Annotated in this window: 16 protein-coding genes; 3 read left to right on the top strand and 13 right to left on the bottom strand. The window is 70.5% G+C overall.

Features of this window, described 5'->3' with window-relative positions; all coding sequences use genetic code 11:
- Position 1: 1 nt before the first annotated feature.
- Genes VZQ01_RS43045 through VZQ01_RS43065 form a run of 5 tightly spaced genes read right to left on the bottom strand, consistent with a single transcriptional unit; the run spans position 2 to position 5,301 of the window.
- The gene (locus tag VZQ01_RS43045) at positions 2–1,240 is read right to left on the bottom strand and encodes an ABC transporter permease (RefSeq protein ID WP_223750000.1); all 1,239 of its coding nucleotides are present in this window, start codon (positions 1,238–1,240) and stop codon (positions 2–4) included.
- Positions 1,237–1,992, bottom strand: coding sequence for an ABC transporter ATP-binding protein (locus VZQ01_RS43050; RefSeq protein ID WP_141328993.1), 756 nt, complete (start codon positions 1,990–1,992; stop codon positions 1,237–1,239). Before VZQ01_RS43050 ends, VZQ01_RS43045 begins: the two co-directional genes overlap by 4 nt.
- Entirely contained in the window at positions 1,989–3,257 is a 1,269-nt protein-coding gene (locus tag VZQ01_RS43055; protein ID WP_223750001.1) for an efflux RND transporter periplasmic adaptor subunit, read from the bottom strand. The genes VZQ01_RS43050 and VZQ01_RS43055 overlap by 4 nt, the downstream gene beginning before the upstream one ends.
- Positions 3,254–4,597: a TolC family protein gene (locus VZQ01_RS43060; RefSeq protein ID WP_223750002.1), complete on the bottom strand. Its 1,344-nt coding sequence runs from the start codon at positions 4,595–4,597 to the stop codon at positions 3,254–3,256. Before VZQ01_RS43060 ends, VZQ01_RS43055 begins: the two co-directional genes overlap by 4 nt.
- Entirely contained in the window at positions 4,594–5,301 is a 708-nt protein-coding gene (locus VZQ01_RS43065) for a YIP1 family protein (protein ID WP_223750003.1), read from the bottom strand. The genes VZQ01_RS43060 and VZQ01_RS43065 overlap by 4 nt, the downstream gene beginning before the upstream one ends.
- Before the next feature lie 229 nt (positions 5,302–5,530).
- On the opposite strand from VZQ01_RS43065, the gene VZQ01_RS43070 reads away from it, so the two are divergent.
- Complete coding sequence (locus tag VZQ01_RS43070; protein WP_267696386.1) at positions 5,531–8,122, top strand: AAA family ATPase; 2,592 nt, start codon at positions 5,531–5,533, stop codon at positions 8,120–8,122.
- A gap of 106 nt (positions 8,123–8,228) precedes the next feature.
- On the opposite strand, the gene VZQ01_RS43075 is transcribed toward VZQ01_RS43070, so the two are convergent.
- Positions 8,229–8,672 carry a hypothetical protein gene (locus tag VZQ01_RS43075; RefSeq protein ID WP_408891844.1) on the bottom strand — a complete coding sequence of 148 codons (444 nt, stop codon included), beginning with the start codon at positions 8,670–8,672 and terminating at the stop codon, positions 8,229–8,231.
- A 94-nt stretch (positions 8,673–8,766) separates the two neighbouring features.
- Here VZQ01_RS43075 and VZQ01_RS43080 point away from each other — a divergent pair, with 94 nt between their 5' ends.
- Positions 8,767–9,528: a DUF2520 domain-containing protein gene (locus VZQ01_RS43080; protein WP_426749038.1), complete on the top strand. Its 762-nt coding sequence runs from the start codon at positions 8,767–8,769 to the stop codon at positions 9,526–9,528.
- Here the strand turns inward: VZQ01_RS43080 and VZQ01_RS43085 are convergent.
- Positions 9,521–10,837, bottom strand: coding sequence for a hypothetical protein (locus VZQ01_RS43085; RefSeq protein WP_141329576.1), 1,317 nt, complete (start codon positions 10,835–10,837; stop codon positions 9,521–9,523). The two genes, VZQ01_RS43080 and VZQ01_RS43085, sit on opposite strands and share 8 nt — an antisense overlap.
- A gap of 223 nt (positions 10,838–11,060) precedes the next feature.
- On the opposite strand from VZQ01_RS43085, the gene VZQ01_RS43090 reads away from it, so the two are divergent.
- Positions 11,061–14,288 (top strand): hypothetical protein, encoded by a 3,228-nt coding sequence (locus VZQ01_RS43090; RefSeq protein WP_426746554.1) that lies wholly within the window; start codon positions 11,061–11,063, stop codon positions 14,286–14,288.
- Here the strand turns inward: VZQ01_RS43090 and VZQ01_RS43095 are convergent.
- The 6 genes from VZQ01_RS43095 to VZQ01_RS43120 form a co-directional block, all read right to left on the bottom strand.
- A complete protein-coding gene (locus tag VZQ01_RS43095) occupies positions 14,285–14,887 on the bottom strand; it encodes a hypothetical protein (protein ID WP_223750006.1) in 603 nt (200 codons plus the stop codon). The two genes, VZQ01_RS43090 and VZQ01_RS43095, sit on opposite strands and share 4 nt — an antisense overlap.
- 30 nt (positions 14,888–14,917) lie before the next feature.
- Entirely contained in the window at positions 14,918–15,424 is a 507-nt protein-coding gene (locus tag VZQ01_RS43100; protein WP_245772468.1) for a nicotinate-nicotinamide nucleotide adenylyltransferase, read from the bottom strand.
- A gap of 68 nt (positions 15,425–15,492) precedes the next feature.
- Positions 15,493–16,164 carry a hypothetical protein gene (locus tag VZQ01_RS43105; RefSeq protein WP_223750008.1) on the bottom strand — a complete coding sequence of 224 codons (672 nt, stop codon included), beginning with the start codon at positions 16,162–16,164 and terminating at the stop codon, positions 15,493–15,495.
- 16 nt (positions 16,165–16,180) lie between these two features.
- Positions 16,181–17,362 carry an exo-beta-N-acetylmuramidase NamZ family protein gene (locus VZQ01_RS43110; RefSeq protein ID WP_223750009.1) on the bottom strand — a complete coding sequence of 394 codons (1,182 nt, stop codon included), beginning with the start codon at positions 17,360–17,362 and terminating at the stop codon, positions 16,181–16,183.
- A gap of 39 nt (positions 17,363–17,401) precedes the next feature.
- Complete coding sequence (locus VZQ01_RS43115; protein WP_223750010.1) at positions 17,402–18,727, bottom strand: adenylate/guanylate cyclase domain-containing protein; 1,326 nt, start codon at positions 18,725–18,727, stop codon at positions 17,402–17,404.
- A 65-nt stretch (positions 18,728–18,792) separates the two neighbouring features.
- Positions 18,793–19,533, bottom strand: a complete 741-nt coding sequence (locus tag VZQ01_RS43120; protein WP_426749039.1) for a tetratricopeptide repeat protein — start codon at positions 19,531–19,533, stop codon at positions 18,793–18,795.
- Between the last annotated feature and the right edge of the window lie 72 nt (positions 19,534–19,605).

The raw sequence follows: 19,605 nt of genomic DNA on the forward strand, positions 1-19,605 counted from the left end.
CTCACTCGTACCGGAGGGCTTCCACCGGGTCCAGGTTCGCCGCGCGCGCCGCCGGCCAGATGCCGAACAAGAGGCCCACCAGCGCCGCGAAGAACACCCCGCCCAGGATGGTGCCCGTCTGCACGTCCGCCGCCAGGGGCGTTATCAGCGACACCACCTTGGCCGTCCCCAGCCCCACTGTCGTCCCCAGCAGGCCGCCCACCGCGGACACGCTGGCGGCCTCCATCAGGAACTGCACCACGATGGTGCGCTTGCGCGCCCCCAGCGCGCGCCGCACGCCGATCTCCCGCGTCCGCTCGCGCACCGACACCAGCATGATGTTCATGATGCCGATGCCGCCCACCAGCAGCGTGATGAGGCCCACGCCCACCGCGACGCCATACAGCGCGCCCGTGAGCTGCGCGTACGTCTGCGCCATGGCCTCCGGCTTGTTGATGTTGAAGTCGTCCGGCTCACCCGGCGTCGTGCCGCGGATGCGCCGGAGGATGCCGATGAGCTGGTCCTCGGCCGCGCGCACCTGGCCCGCGTCCGCCACCGCCATGGCGATCTCGAACGGGCGCCCCTTGCCGAAGCTGCTGTAGAAGGTCTTGAAGGGGATGATGACGAGCAGGTCCATGCTCTGGTTCACCACCTTGCCCTTGCGGCTGAGCGTGCCCACCACCTGGAAGGAGCGGTTGTCCACGCGGATGGTGCGCCCCACCGGGCTGATGCCGGGGAAGAGCCGGTCCGCCACGTCCGCGCCCAGCACCGCCACCGGCCGCGTCACCTCTTCGTCCGCCTCCGTGAGGAAGCGCCCGCTGGTGATGTCGAACCCGGAGATGCTCAGGTACTCGTGGTTGACGCCCTGGATGCGCACCGTGGACATCTGCTCGCTGGCGTACGACACGTCCGCCAGCCGCGACACCGACGGCGACATCGCGCTGATGAAGGGCGCCATGGAGCGCAGCCGCTGCACCTGGTCGAGCGTGAAGTTCTTGCGCCCGCGGTACTTCCACCAGTCGCCCTTGATGATCATCGGGTACTTGCTCACGTAGAGCGTGTTCGCCCCGAAGCTCGCGAGCTGCCGGTGGAAGGACGTGTTGAGCCCCTGGATGATGCCGACGATGGCCAGCAGCGTGGCCACGCCGATGCCGATGCCCATCGTCGTCAGCACGGTGCGCAGGCGGTTGGCGCGCAGCGAGAACAGGGCGATGCGCGCGCCCTCCAGGATGTCCACCCGAAAACCCGCCCAGTGCTTCATGCGCCCCCCGCAGCCATCGCCGCGGCGTTGCCCAGCGCCACCTCGCGCCCCGGCCCGTCGGCGACGATCTCACCGTCGCTCAGGCGGATGGCCCTCGGACACCGGGCCGCCAGCTTCGGCTCGTGCGTGACGAGCACCAGCGTGTGGCCGGCCTGGTGCAACTGCTCGAACAGCCGGACGATCTCCTCGCCCGTGGCCGAGTCCAGGTTGCCCGTGGGCTCGTCCGCCAGCAGCATGGACGGCTCGGACACCAGCGCGCGGGCAATCGCCACGCGCTGACGCTGACCGCCCGACAGCTCGTTGGGCCGGTGGTGCATGCGGTGCGTGAGCTGCACCTTGTCCAGCGCCGCCTTCGCCCGCTCCCGCCGCTCCTTGGCGGGCATGCCGCGGTACACCAGCGGCAGCTCCACGTTGGCCAGCGCCGTCTCCTTCGGCAGCAGCTGGAACGTCTGGAAGATGAAGCCGATCTCCACGTTGCGGATGACGGCCAGCTCGTCGTCGCTCATGCGCGACACGTCCTTGCCGTTGAGCATGTAGCGGCCGCTGGAGGGCGTATCCAGGCAGCCCAGCACGTTCATCATCGTGCTCTTGCCGGAGCCGGACTGACCGATGATGGCCACCCATTCGCCCCGGCCCACGCCGAAGGTGACGCCTCGCAGCGCCCGCACCTCCTCGCCACCGACGTGGAAGACGCGGGTGATGTTGTCCACCTGGATGAGCCGGCCATCGCCGGCGCCGCTGCCGTGGCTCACGACTTCCGCCCGCCCTTCATTCCGCCCGGACCGCCGCCCTGCTCGGGCTCCTGCACGTTGTCCCCGTGGTTGAGCTCCTTCGACAGCGTGCGGTAGGGGCCCTCCACCACGCGGTCGCCATCGTTCAGCCCGGAGAGGATCTCCAGCTCCGTGTCGGACGCGATGCCCGTCTGCACCCGCCGCACCTGCGCCTTGTTCGCCGCGTCCACCACGAACACCACCTTGGCCAGCGACTCGGTGCGCCGCGCCTTGAGCGCGCCACCCTCGATGGGCTCCTTGTAATCGGGCAGCGTGCGCTCCGCACGCACCGTGACCGCCTGGATGGGCACCAGGACGACGTCGCTGCGCGTCTCCGCGGAGATACGGGCCTCCGCGCTCATGCCCGGCAGCACGCCCGGCGGCCGCATGTCCAGCGCCACCGTGACGGGGAAGCTGGTCACCTCGGCCTCCGTGCCCTCGTTCTTGATGAGCGCCTTCTGGGCGATCTCCACCACGGAGCCCGCGAAGGTCTGCCCCTCCAGCGCGTCCAGCGTCACGTCCGCGGGCTGGCCCGGCTTGAGGTGCACCACCTCGTGCTCACCCACCTCGAACTTCACCTCCATGGCGGACAGCGCCGCGATGGTCATCACCACGTCCTCGGCCAGCTCCGAGCCACGCACGCGCTCACCCACCTCGCGCGACAGCTCGATGACGTTGCCGTCGATGGGCGAGAACATCGTCGTGCGCGACAGGTCCGTCTGCGCCTGCTCCACGACGGCGACGTTGCGCGCGAGCAGCTGCCTGGCGGACGCGAGCCGGGCCTCCGCCGTGTTCTTGCTCGCCTTGGCGACGTCCAGCTCCGCCCCGGACGCCAGGCCCTTGGTCACCAGGCCCTCCACGCGTCCGAGCTCCTGCGTGGTGCGGCTGACCTCCACCTCCGCCACCTGGGCGTCGGCGCGCGCCGCGTTCTGCGAGGCCATCGCCTGCTTCAGCGCCGCCTCGTACACGCGCCGGTCGATGCGGGCCAGCACCTGGCCCTTCTTCACCGCGTCGCCATCCTTGACCAGCAGCTCCACCAGGTCTCCAGAGAGGCTGGAGGAGATCTTCACCGTCGTGGCCGCCTGCACCTTGCCCGCGCCGGTGATGGTGCGGGTGATGGTGCCCTTGCGAGCCTTGGCGATCTGCACCTCCTGGGACGGCGGGGGACGCTCCTTCAGGCCTCCCGCCGTGATGGCCGCGGCACCGAGGAACAGCGCACCGGCGATCACACCCTTCCACCACTTCATTTCGTCTCTCCCGGGCTCATCAGGGCGCCCATGGCCCGCATCAAGGTGAAGCGGGCGATTTCGACATCGATTCTGTTTTCCAACAAGCTGAGCTCCGCCTGCGTGAGGCTGAGCTGCGCGTCACGGACCTCCAGCGTGGAGCCCGCACCGGCCTTGAAGCGCTCCTCGGCCAGGTTGAGTCCCTGGACGGCGGCCTCGCGGTTCTCCGCGGCCAGCCGGGCGGCGACGATCTGCGCCTCCAGCGACTGGTGCGCGGTGCGCACCTCGGCCTCGATCTCCCGCGCGGACTGCGCCAGCTGCAGCTGGGCCTTGCGGATGTTGGCCTCTGCCCGCTTGGTCTGCGCGGGGGTGATGAAGCCGTTGAAGATGTTCCAGTCCAGGTTGAGGCGGGCGATGACGTTGTTCTGCAGCCGCGGCTCGGTGAAGACCTGGCCGGCGTCCGGGCCCTGGCGGGTGTAGAGGCCCTGGGCCGACAGCTTCGGGATGTAGTCCGCGCGGGCGATGGCGCGCTCCAGCTCCGCCGCGCTCACCCGCGCCTCGAGCGCCTTGAGCAGCGGGCGCTGCTCGCGGGCCACGCTGATGGCCTGCTCGATGGTGGGCGCGGGGCCGGGCTCCGACTGGAGCACGCCCGGGTCCACCGCCTCCACGGGCTGGGTGCCCGGACGCGTCAGCCACACCGCGAGCTGGCCCTGGTCCGTGACGAGCTGGCTGAGCGACTGGACGAAGGAGATGCGATCATTGCCCAGGTTCACCAGGGCGGAGATCTCCTCCACCTTGCCCACGCGGCCGGCCAGGAACAGGGAGCGGGCGCGCTCGAGCTGCTCCTCGCTGCGCTTGACGGTGGCGTCCAGCACCTGGCGGGTGGCCTGGGTGCGGAAGAGCGTGAAGAAGCGGCGGATGGCCTCCAGCTCCGCGGTGTCCGCCTCCTCCTTGGCCTGGCTCGCCTGCGCGTCGCGCAGCACCCCGGCCTGCTCCAGCTGCTTCCAGAGCGCGCGGTCATAGACGCTCTGGCTCAGGACGGCGCCCAGGTCGTAGTCGCCCGTGCTGGTCGGCTTGGACTCGACGGAGATCTGCACGAACTCGCCGGGGTTGTTCACATCCGGCACCAGGTCGAACTGCTGCCGGCGGCCCAGCCAACGCTTGCCCACGAAGCCATTGATGGAGAGCTGGGGCAGGAGCGCGGAGCGGCGGATGTTCACGTCCTGCTGGCTGACCTCCAGGTCCTGGAGCGCCGTGAGGGCGGTGGTGCTCTGGCGGCCCTCCTCGCGGGCCTGCTGCAGGGTGATGGGCGTGGGCGCGGGGGACGCGGACAGGAGCGTCGCGACGATGAGGGCGTTCATTGGCCACCTCCCGCCGAGCCGGGCAAGCCCACCATCATGACGCCCGCGAACATCGCGTAGAGCGCCAGGGACAGCAGCAGCGCGCGGGTGCGCGGCATGCCGGTGGCGGCGGAGAAGCCCAGGCCGAGCAGCGCGGTGCTCCAGAGGTTGAAGAAGTCCACGGTGGAGGCGACGCGCGCCATCTTCGGGCTCAGCTCCCCCAGGAACGCGCCCAGGTGGGACGGGACCAGCTGGAGCACGCGCGAGACGGAGACGGTGTGCTGCGCCGCGAGGCAGCCGGTGAGGATGAGGTGGTACAGCGCGATGGGCAGCAGCGCGATGGCTGCCACCGACATCAGCTTCTCGAAGTGGACGGGCCGGTCGAACAGCCACGACACGACCCAGAGCATGGCGGCCAGCAGCAGCGCCATGAACGGCATCACGAAGACGCCCTTGGCGATGCCGCCCACCAGCGCCTTGCGGGAGGCGGTCTGGATCTTGTCGCTCAGGTCCGCCTCGGAGATGGTCGCCATCTCCCCGGAGGACTGGAGCTCACGGATGACATCCGGGGTCGCGTCCCAGCGCAGGGAAAACAGCGTCCCGGAGGCGGACACGCAGAGGGCGAGGATGAGGAGGGGCCAGACCCAACGGCGGGCTTCGACGGCGGCGGGCGTCCCCTCGACAGGGTCGATGAAGACGCGCACGGGTTGGACGAGTGAGGTCATAAGGTGGGTGGTCTCGGAGGGAAGTACGGCAGTCCCCCTCAGGCAATTGCTCGGCCAGTCGAAATTCCGCGGTGAACGGGCAGCCAGCCGGCCGAATTCCATCCGCATGGAAGGTCGGGCGGCTTTCTACTTCAAGGATTCCGCAGACCTGTAGCAACCTGTTGCGGAAATTTTGCCGTCGGGATCGAGAGGGTGTATTCCGCTCGGCTGCACGCCTGCCGGAGCTCGAATGGTCGAAAGCACGGATCTCGCCCAGGTCCTCCAAGAAGCCAACGACATTGCCCGGAGCGTGGCCCAGAAGCTTACCTCGGCCCACGTGCTCCTGGCGCTGTTCACGGTGGAGAACCGGGCGCAGCTGCTCCTCAAGGAGCGGGGCGTGGACGAGGATGCCCTCCTCCAGCTGCTCACCGCCGCCCCCGCCGAGCACGATGGCCTGGTCCGCGAGCTGCGGGAGAAGGCCCGTGAAATCGCGGTGAGCTGCGGTTCCCAGGAGGCGGACTGCCTCCATCTGCTCATCGCGGTGACGCGGGTGCGCTGCGGGGCCCAGGAGCTGCTGATGCACGCGGGCCTGGATCTGGCGACGCTGCGCACCACGGCGGTCTCCTACTTCGTGAGCGGGCGGATGCCGCGCAAGCTGCAGCCAGGGCGCACGCACGTCACCACCTCGCGGCCGGTGCAGAGCCGACCGCTCGGGGCGCCGCCGTCTCCCCTGCCCTTCTCCGCGGTGGCGGTGAGCCTGCCGCGCCCGATGCCGGCCGCGCCGCCGAAGCCTCCTCCCCCCGCCCCCCCGCGCGCGACGACGCCCGCGCTGTCGCCTCGCGACCTCATCGACGTGGACGAGGAGCCGCAGGAGAAGGCCGCGCCCCCCGCTGCCGCTCCGCCGCCTCCGGCTCCCGCTCCGACCGCGCGCGTCACGCCCACCGTGACGCCCCCGGCGCCGACGTCGGCGCCCGTGGCGCGTCCCACGCCGCCCCCCGCGCCCGCTCCGGCGGCGCGTCCCGCCCAGGCGGCCGTGGCGGTGGCGAAGGGCCCCTCGATGGCGCTGGACCCCAAGGCGTTCCCGCTGCTCACGTCGCTGGGTCGCAACCTGAGCCAGGCGGCCCGTGAGGGGAAGCTGGACCCGGTGGTGGGCCGCGCGCGCGAAATCGAGGAGGTCATCGACGTCCTCGGCAAGCGCCGCACGAACAACCCCTGCCTCCTGGGTGAGGCGGGCGTGGGCAAGACGGCGGTGGTGGAGGGCGTGGCGCAGCGGCTGCTGGGGCTGCGTGGCGGGCTGGCGGAGAAGGTGGTGGTGGAGCTGGACATGGCCTCGCTGGTGGCGGGCACCCAGCTTCGCGGCTCGTTCTCCGAGAAGCTCAACGCGTTGAAGGAGGAGGTCCGCCGCGCCGAGGGGCGCGTGATGGTCTTCATCGACGAAATCCACACGCTGGTGGGCGCGGGCTCCACGGGCGACGGGCCGCAGGACGCGGCCAACGAGCTGAAGACGGCGATGGCGCGGGGTGAGTTCCCCTGCATCGGCGCGACGACGCACGACGAGTACCGCAAGTTCATCAGCGCGGACCCGGCGCTCGAGCGGCGCTTCACGGCGGTGGTGGTGCACGAGCCGTCGGTGCCGGAGACGGTGGAGATCCTCCGCGGCATCATCGGCCGGTACGAGGAGCACCACGCGCTGCGCTATCGGCCGGAGGCGCTGGAGGCCGCGGCGTCGCTGGCGAGCCGCTACGTGACGGACCGGTTCATGCCGGACAAGGCCATCTCGGTGGTGGACCTGGCGGGGAGCCGGTGCCACCGCGAGGGGCGTGACGTGGTGGAGCCGTCGGACGTGGCGCGGGTGGTGGCGAAGCTCGCGGGCGTTCCGGAGGAGCGGCTGCTCATGAACGACTCGGCGCGGCTGCTCCGGTTGGAGCAGGACCTGGGCGAGCGGGTCATCGGACACGAGGAGGCGATCGCGCGCATCGCGCGGGTCATCCGTCGCAACTACGCGGGCTTCGCGTCGCGGCGCCCCATGGGCAGCTTCCTGTTCCTGGGCCCCACGGGCGTGGGCAAGACGGAGATGGCGCGCGGGCTGGCGGAGGTGCTCTTCGGCAACCGCGACGCGCTGGTGCGGCTGGACATGAGCGAGATGTCGGAGGCTCACGGGGTGTCGCGCCTCATCGGCTCGCCGGCGGGTTACGTGGGCCATGGCGAGGGTGGCCAGCTGACGGAGCCGGTGCGTCGGCGTCCCTCGTCCGTGGTGGTGCTGGACGAAATCGAGAAGGCGCACCGCGAGGTGCAACTGCTGCTGCTCCAGGTCCTGGAGGAGGGGCGGCTGACGGATGGCAAGGGTCGGCACATCGACTTCTCGAACACCGTCATCGTGCTGACGACCAACCTGGGCGCGGAGGCGTTCTCGCGCACGGGTCGTCCGCTGGGCTTCGGGCAGGAGAGCTCGGGCGCGGCGAGCGCGCTGGAGCACGCGGCGTCGGCCGCGCGTCGGGCGCTTCCGCCGGAGTTGTGGAACCGCATCGACGAGCGGCTCCCCTTCCGTCCGCTGGAGGAGGAGGAGGTCGCGCGCATCGCGACGCTGCTGCTGGAGGAGAGCAGCAAGCGGCTGTCGACCGAGCGCGGCATCGAGTACGTGGCGGGCGACGACGTGGTGGGGCACCTGCTGAAGTCGGGCGGCTTCGACCCGCAGCTCGGCGCGCGTCCCATGCGGCAGATGGTGCAGCGGCTGGTGGAAGGTCCGCTGGCCGAGCGCATCCTGTCCGGTGAGTTCGGCGCGGGAGACCGCGTGCGCGTCGCGCTCCACGCCGGACAGCTCGCGTTCCAGCGGGAGCGATGAGTCAGCGCGCCTCGCGGAAGCGAAGTGCCCCGAGGAAGGAATCCTCCCGGGGCCGCGCGACCGCGAAGCGCCCCGCGTCCGCCAGCGACGGGGGGATAGAGCCTCATCAGGAGAGCTCTCCGACGACCCTCGAGACCGTCATCGGCGCCGCGCAGGTCGAGGTCTCATCGAAGAGACCCGGCGGGAAGCGAGCTACCAGCACCACGAAGCGGTCCGCATCCACTGGCGCCGGGCAGGCTGAAGTCTCATCGAACAGACCCGGCGGGAAGCGAGCTACCAGCACCACGAAGCGGTCCGCATCCGCCGGCGCCGCGCAGGCCGAAGCATCATCGAGAAAACCCGGCGCGAAGCGAGCTACCTCCACCGCGAAGCGGTCAGCCCCCTCAGGCGTCGAGCCCACGGAGGCAGCGCAGGAACTCCCCGTCGCGAACCGCGTCACACCGCCCGCTACGCCTCCTGTCGCCACCAGCGCAAAGCGCGTGAAGCCCCCGCGACGAAGCACCTCCGCGAGCCACACCACCAACATCCGCCCGGCACCCGGCAGCGTCACCAGCGCACCGACTCCACGAGCCACACGCTCAGCGAAGCGTCCCCCTGTCGTCATCGTCGGAACAGGTCGCCTCGGCGGAGCCCTCGGTCTCGCGCTGAGCGCGACGGGCTGGCCCGTGACGCTCCACTCACGCGGTGACGAAGGTCGTCGGCGGATCGCAGCACTCGGCCTGAAGCCATCGACACCCGAGGACTTGCGGCGCGCGCGGCTCATCCTCCTCTGCGTCCCGGATGCGGAGGTCCCCCGCGTCGCGAAAGAGCTCGCCAGCACCCTGCCCCGCTCCGTCGCCCTCGTGCACACGGCCGGAGCGCTGTCACTCCAAGCCCTCGGCGAGCCACGAGGCCGCGCCCTCGGCTCGTTCCATCCGCTCTGCGCCGTGTCGTCCGCGCACGACTCGCTCGCCGGCCACACCGCGTCCATCAGCACGCGCTCCAGCCCCCTGCGCGAAGTGCTTCGCCACATGGCCGAGGACGTGAAGCTCGAAGCCATCGAGGTCCCCGAGGCTCACCGCCCCGCCTACCACGCGGGCGCGGTGATGAGCGCGGGGCTCGTCGTGGCGCTCGCCGACGCGGCCGTCGCGGCGCTCGGCACCGCGGGAATCGCGCCCGACGCAGCACTCCGCGCCCTGCTGCCCCTGATGCGCTCCGCGCTGCGAGGCATGGACGCACGCGGCCTCGCCGGGAGCCTCACCGGTCCCATCGTCCGGGGCGATGCGGGCGTGGTCGGCGCGCACCTGGATGCGCTCCCGGACGACCTCGCCCCCATCTACCGACTGCTGTCGCGGCGCGCGCTGAAGCTCGTCTCGGAGAGACTCAGCCCTGAATCGCGCGCCGCGCTGGAGAAGCGGCTCAGGTGATGATGAGCGAGCCCTGAAGGCCCTTGCGCACCGAACCCAGGGCGCGCTCGGAGGCGGCCTCGGCCTCGGTGAGGCGGCGCAGGCACAGCTCGCCCTTGCCCTCACCCACGCCGCGCTTCAGGTCCGACAGCAGCGTGAGCGAGGCCTGGAGCATTTCCTTGCCCTGCGGCGTGTCGTTGACCGGCTTGCCCGCGGCCGTCGCCACCGTCTCGCCGAACGTCTTGATGCTCGTCGCGAGCTTCTGCGCGTCGAAGCTGGCCAGCAGCGGCTTGATGCGCGTGGGGTCGATGCGGATGAGCCGCAGCGCGCCCACCCGAGCGAAGCCCGGGTGCAAGAGGCCGATGTCGCTCATCTCGAACGCGCCCAGCAGGCCCTCGTCCGGCGCGCTGTGCGCGTGCGGCACCACGTCCACGAACAGCGGCAGCGGGTCCGCGCCGTTGCGGAACAGCTCCAGCTCCTCGTCATCCAGCGGCGGGAACGTGGTCGGCGCGCCGATGAAGAGCAGCGGCAGGACGATGTCGTGCCAGAAGTCCTCGGGCGCCGAACCCGTGCCGTTCACCGTGGCGAACAGGTGCACCATCAGCTCCGCCAGACGCGGGGCGCGCTCGGCCTGCTCGATGAGCGACTTGCTGGGATCCAATCGCTGCAGGGACTGGACGATCTGCCCCTCGAACTGCTGGCGAGCCTCGGCCGGCAGGTCCTGCGCGCGGCCCAGGGCGGCGCGCACGTCACGGGCGAGCACATCCGGCTTGGTCTCCAGCGCCGTCTTCGCCTTCGCCGGGTCCACCACGACGAACTGCAGGAAGCCGGGGTCGAACAGCCGCTGGTAGTCCACCGGCGTCAGCTTGGGGGCCTGCCCCCCCAGCGCCTGGGCCGGGTTGGTGCCGAAGCGGGCCTGGCCCAGCGAACGGCGGATGTCCCCCGCCAGGTCGTCCAGCCGGCTCAGCTTGCTCTGCCCCAGCGCGTCCATCGCCGCGCCGAACGGCGACAGCATGATGATGGCCTCGGGGAAGCCCAGCGTGGCGCCCTCGGGCGAGTCCCGGTTGGGGAACCAGAACGCCTGGTGCTCCATGATGAGGCGCATGGCGAAGGCGCCTGCCAGGCCCAGCGCCAGCGTCTGGTGCTCGGGCTGGTTCACCTGGAACGGGCCACCGAGCACCTTCGCGACCGCCTTCTCCACATCAGCCCAGGGCGCCTTGAGCAGATCGATCGGCTTGCCCTCGGCCTTCTCGAGGGCCGCGGCGACCTGGAGCTGCGCCTGGTGGACATGCTGGGGAACAGGATGCGCCTGGGTATCCGGTTGGGACATGGAGGAATCCGAAATCGTAAGGGAAGCGGAGGGCCTCCCCTTACCGTGAAAAACGCGTTCGTGGCTACGAATTGTGGCCAGTAGGATGGCTCCCATGCCTGCTACCCGCCGGCCCCTCCGCTGGCACGCCTGGGTCGTCTGTCTCCTGCTGACATGCTGGGGGTGCGCTTCCGTCACACCCCGTTTTCCCCAAGACATCCAGACGTCCTTCGCGCGCGACTCGATGCGGAAGCTGACGACGGAGTCACTGGAGCTCTATTACCCGGAGCACCTGCGCGCCTCCGCGTTGCGCATGGCGGCGAGGCTGGAGGGCTGCGTGGAGCGGCTGCGCGGCCACACCGTGCGGCAGAAGCCGAGGGACAAGGTCCTCGTCTACCTGACGAGCGCGAACTTCAACAACGCGTACGTCGTCCCGGACTACGCCAGCGTCCCCCAGCAGATGGTGATGCCGGCGCACATGACGCTGGAGCTGTTCCACCTCTTCGGGCTGGGCGAGGTGGACGTGGGCGACGTGGCCTGCCACGAGGCCGTGCACTACGTGCAGCTCCAGCAGGCGGACGGGCTCTGGGGTTTCCTCAACACCTTCACGGGGGGCCTGTTCCAACCCAACACCTTCACGGAGTCCTGGTTCCTGGAGGGCCTGGCCACGTACTACGAGGGCCGCTTCGGCAAGGACACGGGGCGTCCGCACAGCCCGGTGTGGCGTGGCTGGTTCGAATCGGTGGTGCAGGTGCGTGACGGCAGGATGGACCCGGGGTTCCTGTCGCCGGAGAACCGCGCGCTGGATCCGTTCGGCGGCAACTACCTGACGGGCATGCACTTCGTGGAGTACCTGGCCTCGCAGTACGGCGAGGAGAAGCTCTGGAAGCTGGTGGATGACCAGGGCAGCACCATCATCCCGCCCATCGCGGTGACCCTGCGCTTCAAGCGGGTATACGGCCGGGACATCGGCTCGCTGTTCGCCGAGTTCACCAAGAACCTGCGTGAGCAGCTCATCGTCCGCGAGCGCCCTCCGACGCAGACGGTGTGGCAGCGCGACGCGGGCTACTTCTCGCGGCTCGCCTCGCATCCGGACTCGGGGACGACAGCGCTGGTGAGCGTGGGGCGCACGGAGTATTCGCGGCTGACGGTGCGCGAGAAGGACGGGCGCGTGCGCTTCGAGCGGCCCTTGGTGGAGTTGCTGCCCTTCCGCCGCTGGGTGCTGGGGACGTCCACGCTGGTCAGCGGCATGTCGTTCAGCGCGGATGGCGCGTGGCTGTACCTGGTCATGGCGGACCTGAACGCGGTGGGCGCGTACGAGGCGAAGCTGTGGCGCGTGGACGCGCGCTCGGGCGACGTCGTGCGCGTCTGGGATGGCCTGAAGGGCATGGGCGGGAGCATCACCCCGGACGGCAAGGCGTATGTCTTTGTCCACGTCGAGGGGGATACCGCCAACCTGCGGCGGCTGGAGTTGGACACGGGGAAGCAGGAGCCGCTCACGAGCTTCGAGGCGAGCGCTCCGGTGGGACCGCCCTCCGTGTCTCCGGAGGGGAAGCGCATCGTGTTCCCGCTCGGCGGGAGCCAGGGCTGGGACCTGGTGATGCGCGAGGAGGATGGGCGTCTGAGGTGGCTGACGCGAGATGGTCAGTTCAACTACTCACCCCGCTGGCTGGACGCGGAGCGCATCGTGTTCCTGCGGGAGTACGAGGCGCGCCTCCAGGCGCACGTGATGAACGTCGACACGCGCGCGTTCGAGCGAATCACCGACGCGCCCTTCCTGGTGCTGGATGTGAATCCCGTGGGCACGAAGGAGGTGACGTTCCTGAACAGGGATGGCACCGCGTTCACCATCGACCACGCGCCCATGGTGGACATCCCCGAGCGACAGGCCACGGTGGCTCCCGTCATTGCCCCCACGGGGACGACGTCCTCGCACGCCGAGGCGACCTCGGAGGACTCGCCGATGAGCCCCCCTCCGCTCACCGCCGCCCCCACCGGAACGTCGCCGTCGGAGCAGGGCGCCGCGTCATCGATGCCGGGGCAAGAGGTCACACCGGCACCGGCTCCTTCCCCACCGGATGCAGCGCCGCCAACGGGAGCGGTCGCGTCGACCCCGGAGACGGGAAACGTGACGTCCGAGGCAACGAGCCCGCCCGGTCCGGCGAACACGCCCGTCGCCAACGAACAGGCACCCGCGGGGAGCGAGCCACCACCGAGCGACTTCACGCCAACGCCCTTCCCCGCCGCGCCCGATGCCCCTCTCGCGGAGACCGTTCCCACCGCGCCGCCGCCCATCGCGGTGCCGCCGTCGACCGTGCCCGTCGCGGACCTGGGAGACCTGGACGCGCCCGTGGTCGCGCCGCCTCCGGACCCCGGCAAGGCCGTCACGGTCCTCGGCGATGAGCCCTACTCGACGCTCGAGGGCTTCCTCATCCCCGAGTTCCGTCTGCCCTACGTGTGGCTCGCGACCGAGAGCGAGGACTCGGACGACCTCATCTTCAGCGGCGGCCTCGCGCTCGCGGGACAGGACCGGCTCGGCTTCCACGCCTACGCGCTGTCCTTCGCCTACAGCACGCAGGACAAGGAGCCGAACGTCGCGCTCGCGTACGGCAACGCGCAGCTGGCGCCCTGGTATCTCCAGGCCTCCGTCTCGCGCCTGCGCGAGAACGAGCGCACGGACCTGCAGGCCCTGGCCTACGCGTCGCGCACGTTCTGGACGACGCCCGTGACGATTGGCGTGCTCGCCCTGCGGCGCGAGTACGACGCCGTGGGCCGCTTCCCCGGCCTCGTCACCCGGCTGATCGGTCCGGAGGTCTCCACGTCCTACTTCGCGGGCGATGCGACGTCCTACGGCGGTCTCCAGCGCGGACTGGGCATCAACCTGAGCGCCGCCATCTATCCGGGGGCCTTCGCCCTGGACTCGACGGTGGGTGATCTGCGCGTGGGCCTGGACGCGTTCCTCGCGGGATTCTTCATCGGGAGGGATCACCTCCAGCTCTCCGCGGTGGGCCGCTATCTGCCCGGCGCGCCCGAGGGCCTGCTGGAGGTCGGCGGTCTCACCGCGGGGCAGACCTGGTACAGCAGCCGCCGCTCCACGGAGACGCGCCCCCTCCCCCTCCAGCTCCAGCCCGGAATCGCCTTCAGCGAGTACGTGCGCGGCTACGAGGACATCACCCTCCGCGCGAAGAACGCGATGGTCGGCACGGCGACGTATCGCTACCGCATGCCCATCGACTACGGCTGGGCCTCCGCGCTGTGGCTGTTCCCGTCGCTGTTCGTGAGCAACCTCCAGCTCGAGGTCTTCGGGACGCTGGCGCGCACGGACAACCGGGACAACCACGGGGCCTTCGGCACCGCGCTGTCGCTGCAGTCCACCATCGGCCAGTCGGTGCCGTTCTCCATCTTCTACCAGTTCGCCCGTCGCTACGACGATGGGCTGGGAGACCTGCACCTCGTGGGGTTCGGCCTCTAATCGCGGAAGTGTGACTCCGCCACGGACGCGCCCCAGCAGCACGCGTCCTCGCCCTCCGCATCCGCGGGGAGCGAAGTATGCAGCGGGGCGCCCGGCTTCACGTCCGCGAAGTAGAAGAGGTTCCGAGGCACCAGGACGAGGGCGCGGTCTCCCTGACGCGTGCGCAGGGTGAGCTGGCCGAGCGTCGGCGCGGACAGGTCCGCGGCACCGTCCGGGAAGAACGTCTCCTGCTTCGGAGGCTCGAACGCGCCGCCCACGTTGCAGCCACCGTCCTCCGTGAAGACGTCCACCTCACGCAGCCGGCAGCCCTGCCCCGCCTCGAAGCGGAACACCGCCTGCAGCCGGGTGAAGTAGCAGTCGGGCGTCCCGCAGTCCGCGCTGTGGACATCCGCCATCACCGACAGGCGAACGTCGCCTCCCGCGAGCGACGCCACCATGCCGCCGCGCGCGAAGCGCTCGAACAGCGAGGCCTTCGCGCAATCGGAGGACGACGACGGCTTCACATCCACGGCACGCGACGCGCAGTTCGTCAGACACAGCAGAAGCACGAGGGAGCACAGGGCACGCGTCAGCGACATGCCCACGGTCATATCAAGCACGGGCCCTGATTCCTGGCGAACCGCCACGACCTACCGCGCGCGGCCCAGCCCGTACAGCCCCGCCGCGCGGGCATGGGCCAGCACTCCCGAGGGCACCAGGTCCGAGGGCTCCTTGCCTCGGGCCAGCAGCTCGCGAATCTCCGTGGAGGACACCTCCGCCAAGGGAGGCCCCACGGTGTTGGGCGCCGGATAGCCCGCGCGGTACAGCACCAGCACGCGCGACATCGCCTCGATGCGGTGGAAGTCCTTCCAGTGCGGCAGGTCCCTCAGGATGTCGCTGCCGATGATGATGGACCAGCGCACGTCCGGATGACGCGCCACCAGCAGCTCGAGCGTGTCCACCGTGCGCCCCGTCAACCCCGGCTCGCTCTCGATGCGCGTCGTCCTCAGCCAGCCCGAGGTCTCCCGACACATCGCCTCGCACATCGCGATGCGGTGGTCGAAGTCCTCCATCTGCTTGCCGAACGGGTGCTGCCAGGACGGCATCAGCCACACCTGGTCCACGCCCTGCGTCGCGTGCACATACGAGGCGGCCATCAGGTGCCCCACGTGCGGCGGGTTGAACGAGCCTCCAAGCAGCGCGACCTGCACGTCAGGGCCTCACGTCACTTCAAGGTCAGCTTCGGGGACTTCTTGTCCAGCGTCAGCACGCGGGGCTCCAGCACCACGTGGCCATCCAGCCGGTACGCGGAGAAGCGCAGCTCCCGGTCCACCCGGTCCAACAGCGCGCACGTCTGCTCCGCCGCGCCCACCAGCCTCCCCGGCGTCAGGAAGTAGCGCGGGCCAATCTGCACCACCTTGGGCTCCGGGTCCTTCCCATGGATGAACACCAGCGCGTTGAGCAGGTCCTCGCGCGTCAGGTCGTTCTTGTCGTGCACCACGCAGCACAGCGTGTCGCCCAGCAGGTCCATCGCCTTGTTGTTGATGGCGGGGTCCCGATACTGGAGCGAGTCCCGCTCCGGCACGCGCACGAAGCGCTCCATCACCAGCCGCCGGTCCTCCTCGGAGGCCACATCCGCGGGGGCCTCGCCCCGGGACGGCGTGCGGGGCAGCGCGTCCTGGCTGCCCAGCCACTGGCTCACGTCCGCCAGGAAGTCCGCGTCCGAGTACTCCCGGCCGCCGCGCGACTTCTGCCGGCGCCAGAGCAGCCACTCGTCCAGGTCCGTGTAGCGCGCGCCCGTGAACAGGAACCGCCGCGCCCCCAGGGAGCGCAGCAGCTCGTAGGCCGCATCGAAGGCTTGAAGGTCGCCGTGGCTGTCGGAGAAGACACCAATCACGTGGAAGGTCCCACGCTCAAGCGTACAGCAGGTAGGGCTCCCTGTGCCCGGCGAAGCGCTCGGATTGGGCCTGGAACCCCTCCATCAGCCGGTCCAGGCTCCACCCCTCCAGGATGCCCCGGCGCACCTGGTCCGTCCCGCACAGCAGGTCGAACGCCGGCACGTCCTCCACGAACTCGTACGCGTCCGCCCGCCAGTCGAACCTCCCCGGGCCGATGTCGTGCAACGCCTGGAAGATGGCGATGCCCGTGCGCAGCGGCTGGAACGTCCGCCGGTCCGTCACGTGGATGAAGGCCCCGTTGCAGGACTCACCCCGGTACTTGTCGAACGTCGGCGTGAAGCCCACCGCGCGGAAGGCCACCCCCGGCAGCTGCTCTTTCGCCAGCCGCGCCAGCAGCGCGTCAGTGTCCACCCAGGGCGCGCCGAACTGCTCGAACGGGCGGCATGTCCCACGTCCTTCGGAGACGTTGGTGCCCTCGCCCAGGCACATGCCCGGGTACACCAGCGCCGTGTCCGGCGTGGGCATGTTGGGCGACGGGGAGATGAACGGCAGGCCCGTCTCGGACCAGAACTGCTCGCGGCGCCAGCCCTCGCACGGCACCACCGTCAGGTCGCAGCCGAAGCCCTCCTGCGCGTTGAACAGCCGCGCCAGCTCCCCCGCCGTCATGCCGTGACGGTTGGGCAGCGCATACAGGCCCACGAAGGAGCGGAAGCCCTCCCCCACCAGGTTGCCCTCCATCGCCACGCCGTTGAGCGGGTTGGGCCTGTCCAACACGTAGAAGGGCACGCCCGCCTTCGCCGCCACCTTCATCGCCAGGGCCATGGTGTAGACGTAGGTGTAGTAGCGGCTGCCCACGTCCTGGATGTCGAACACGAGCGCGTCCAGCCCCTTGAGCCACTCGGCGCGCGGGGACAGCGACTCGAAGGTGGAGCCATAGAGGCTGTGCACGGGCACGCCCGTGCGCCGGTCCTTCGCCTCGTCCACGGCGACCATGTACTGCGCCTCTCCGCGCACGCCGTGCTCGGGGCCGAACAGCGCCGCCAGCGTCACGCCCGGCGCCTGGGACAACAGGTCCGCCAGGTGCCGGAAGCGCGAGTCCACGCTGGTGGGATTGACGATGGCGCCCACGCGCTTGCCCTTCAGCGCGCAGAAGCCCTGCTCCACCCAGACATCCAGTCCCGTCTTCACCTTCGTCACGGTGATTCCTTCCTCGCGCGAGCCCATCCGGGCCCGGGCCTAATCCTTGAAGCTCTTGAGCGCGTGCTCGGCATACGCCCGGGAGTCACACTTCCCCATGCCCAGAAAGCCGCCCGAGCCATCATCCGGGCCGCCATCCTCGGCGAGGTCCTCCAGCGCCGACACCGCGCTCGTCAGCTTGAGCGAGCGCACCGTGTCCACCGCGGCCACGCGCACGTTGCAGGTCGGATGCGCCAGCAACTCGATGATGCGCTTCTCCGCGTCGCGGTTGCCCACCTTCGCCGAGCGCCCGTAGTCCTCCAGCGAGCGACGGGTGTTCTCCATCGCCTCGTCCAGCCGCCCCTGCAGGTAGAGCCGCTGGCCCGGGTCCTGCTCCTCGGCGATGACCTTGCGCGCCTCCTTCACCAGCGGGTCGCGCTCCGCCTTGGGCGCCTTCTCCACCGCGGAGATGGCCCGCATCGCGGGGCCGCCACCGAGCGCCACCATGCCCACGCCCGCCACCGCGACCGCCAGCAACACGCAGCCGGCCACCACCAGCGCCTTGCGCTGGGAAGACAGCGCCCTCAACGCCCCCGAGACGCCACCCACCTCCTCGAAGCGGGAGGTGGCATGTCGCCCGAGTCCCACCGCCTGCTGCCCCAACACCACCGCGTGCTGCCCCAGCACCGCCGCGCCCGCCGCGGCCTTCTGGCCCAGCGCCGCCGCCTTCACGCCCAGCTGCGCCAGCTCTCCGCCGGGCGCCTCCAGCGCGGACTCCGGCACCCGCGACAGGGCCAGGTTGCCGTAGGGCGGATTCGATTCGCTGCCCGGCGCCTCGGCGATGGCGCCCGCCGACGGCGCCTCCACCCGGTACGGCGCACGCGGCACCTGGAAGACGCGGATCTTCCCGGGGATGCCCTTGAGCTCGAAGGCCCCCACCTCGCGCGCGGGCACCTCGGCCCGGTTCATCGCGAGGTAGACGGCCTCCGTGAAGTACACCTCGCCCGCCTCGGCCAGCCCCTCCACGCGCGCGGCGATGTTCACCGGCTCGCCGAAGATGTCGTTGCCATCCAGGCGCACCTCGCCCACGTTGATGGCGAAGCGCACGTGGAGCTGGTCCGCCTCCGGGGACACCCGGTTGTGGTGCCACAGCCGGTCCTGGATGGCGACGCCGCTGAGCACGGCCTGGGTGGGCGACTCGAAGGTGACCAGCAGCGCGTCACCGATGGACTTGATGATGCGGCCACCGAACGCCTTGAAGAGCGGCGACAGCAGGGCACCGTGGATGCGCAGCAGCCGCTGGTTCTCCTCCAGCGTCTGCCGACTGGTCCGCTCGGTGAAGCCCTTGATGTCGGTGAAGACGATGGCGAGGTTGGCGGTCTTCAAAGCGCGCGCAGTCTATGCGCCACGCTCTGGGGTGCAATCGCAACGACGCATCGCGACGTCGACCGTCAGCGACGCGACGGCTTGAGTGCTCGCATGCGCCGCTTCTCCTGCGGCTCCATGGACTTGCGCACCTTCGCCGCGAGCTGGGGCCGCTCCGTGCGGTCATAGAAGTCGGCCAGTCGCCGGAGCACCAACGGGCTGTCCGGCTGGAAGCTCCTCGCCGCCAAGAGCTCCGTCTCCGCGTCCAGCAGCCGCTCCTGCTTCTCCAGCACGTCCGCCAGTTGCAGGCGCACCTGCACCCACTCGGGCTTCGCGCGCGCCAGGTAGCGGTAGTGGAGCTCCGCCTTGAGCAGGTCGCCCAGCGCCACCCACAGGCCCCCGAGCCGGAAGCGGGCCTCCTCGTAGGAGCCCCGGTGCTGCACCGCCGTCTCGTAGGCGCGGGCCGCCTGCATGGGGTTGCCGCGCTCCTCCCAGATGAGCCCCCGCAGGTACCAGGCGCGGGGGTTGGTGGGGGCCTCGCGGGTGGCGACCTCCAGGTGGGCCTCGGCCTGCTCCATGGAGCCTCCCAGCTTCAGGAGCAGCCGGGCTGCCTCCATCCGTGGCAGCTCCCACCGGGGCTGGCCAAGAACCAGGGCCTCCACGGCCTGGAGCGCGGCGGCGTCGTCCCCACCCGCCTCCAGGGCGAGCGCGTCCGACAGCGTGCCGGGCGAGGGGGCGGCGGCCGGGGTTCGCGCTCCCGTCAGGGCGGAGGGCTGTGCGGCGTCAGAGGCGCCCGCCAGGCACGCCACCAGGATGACCCAGTGCATGCGCGGCAGATAGCAGAGCCGAGCCGGGCGCCTCAATAGATCCTCTTGACGGCCGGACGGCCACGCATGAAA

Source organism: Myxococcus faecalis (assembly GCF_050039385.1).
Taxonomy (GTDB): Bacteria; Myxococcota; Myxococcia; order Myxococcales; family Myxococcaceae; genus Myxococcus; species Myxococcus fulvus.

Coding starts and splice junctions, on each gene's coding strand:
- VZQ01_RS43045 (WP_223750000.1), bottom strand. CDS start 1,240: ATGAAGCACTGGGCGGGTTTTCGGGTGGACATCCTGGAGGGCGCGCGC.
- VZQ01_RS43055 (WP_223750001.1), bottom strand. CDS start 3,257: ATGAAGTGGTGGAAGGGTGTGATCGCCGGTGCGCTGTTCCTCGGTGCC.
- VZQ01_RS43060 (WP_223750002.1), bottom strand. CDS start 4,597: ATGAACGCCCTCATCGTCGCGACGCTCCTGTCCGCGTCCCCCGCGCCC.
- VZQ01_RS43065 (WP_223750003.1), bottom strand. CDS start 5,301: ATGACCTCACTCGTCCAACCCGTGCGCGTCTTCATCGACCCTGTCGAG.
- VZQ01_RS43070 (WP_267696386.1), top strand. CDS start 5,531: ATGGTCGAAAGCACGGATCTCGCCCAGGTCCTCCAAGAAGCCAACGAC.
- VZQ01_RS43085 (WP_141329576.1), bottom strand. CDS start 10,837: ATGTCCCAACCGGATACCCAGGCGCATCCTGTTCCCCAGCATGTCCAC.
- VZQ01_RS43090 (WP_426746554.1), top strand. CDS start 11,061: ATGCGGAAGCTGACGACGGAGTCACTGGAGCTCTATTACCCGGAGCAC.
- VZQ01_RS43100 (WP_245772468.1), bottom strand. CDS start 15,424: ATGGCCGCCTCGTATGTGCACGCGACGCAGGGCGTGGACCAGGTGTGG.
- VZQ01_RS43120 (WP_426749039.1), bottom strand. CDS start 19,533: ATGCACTGGGTCATCCTGGTGGCGTGCCTGGCGGGCGCCTCTGACGCC.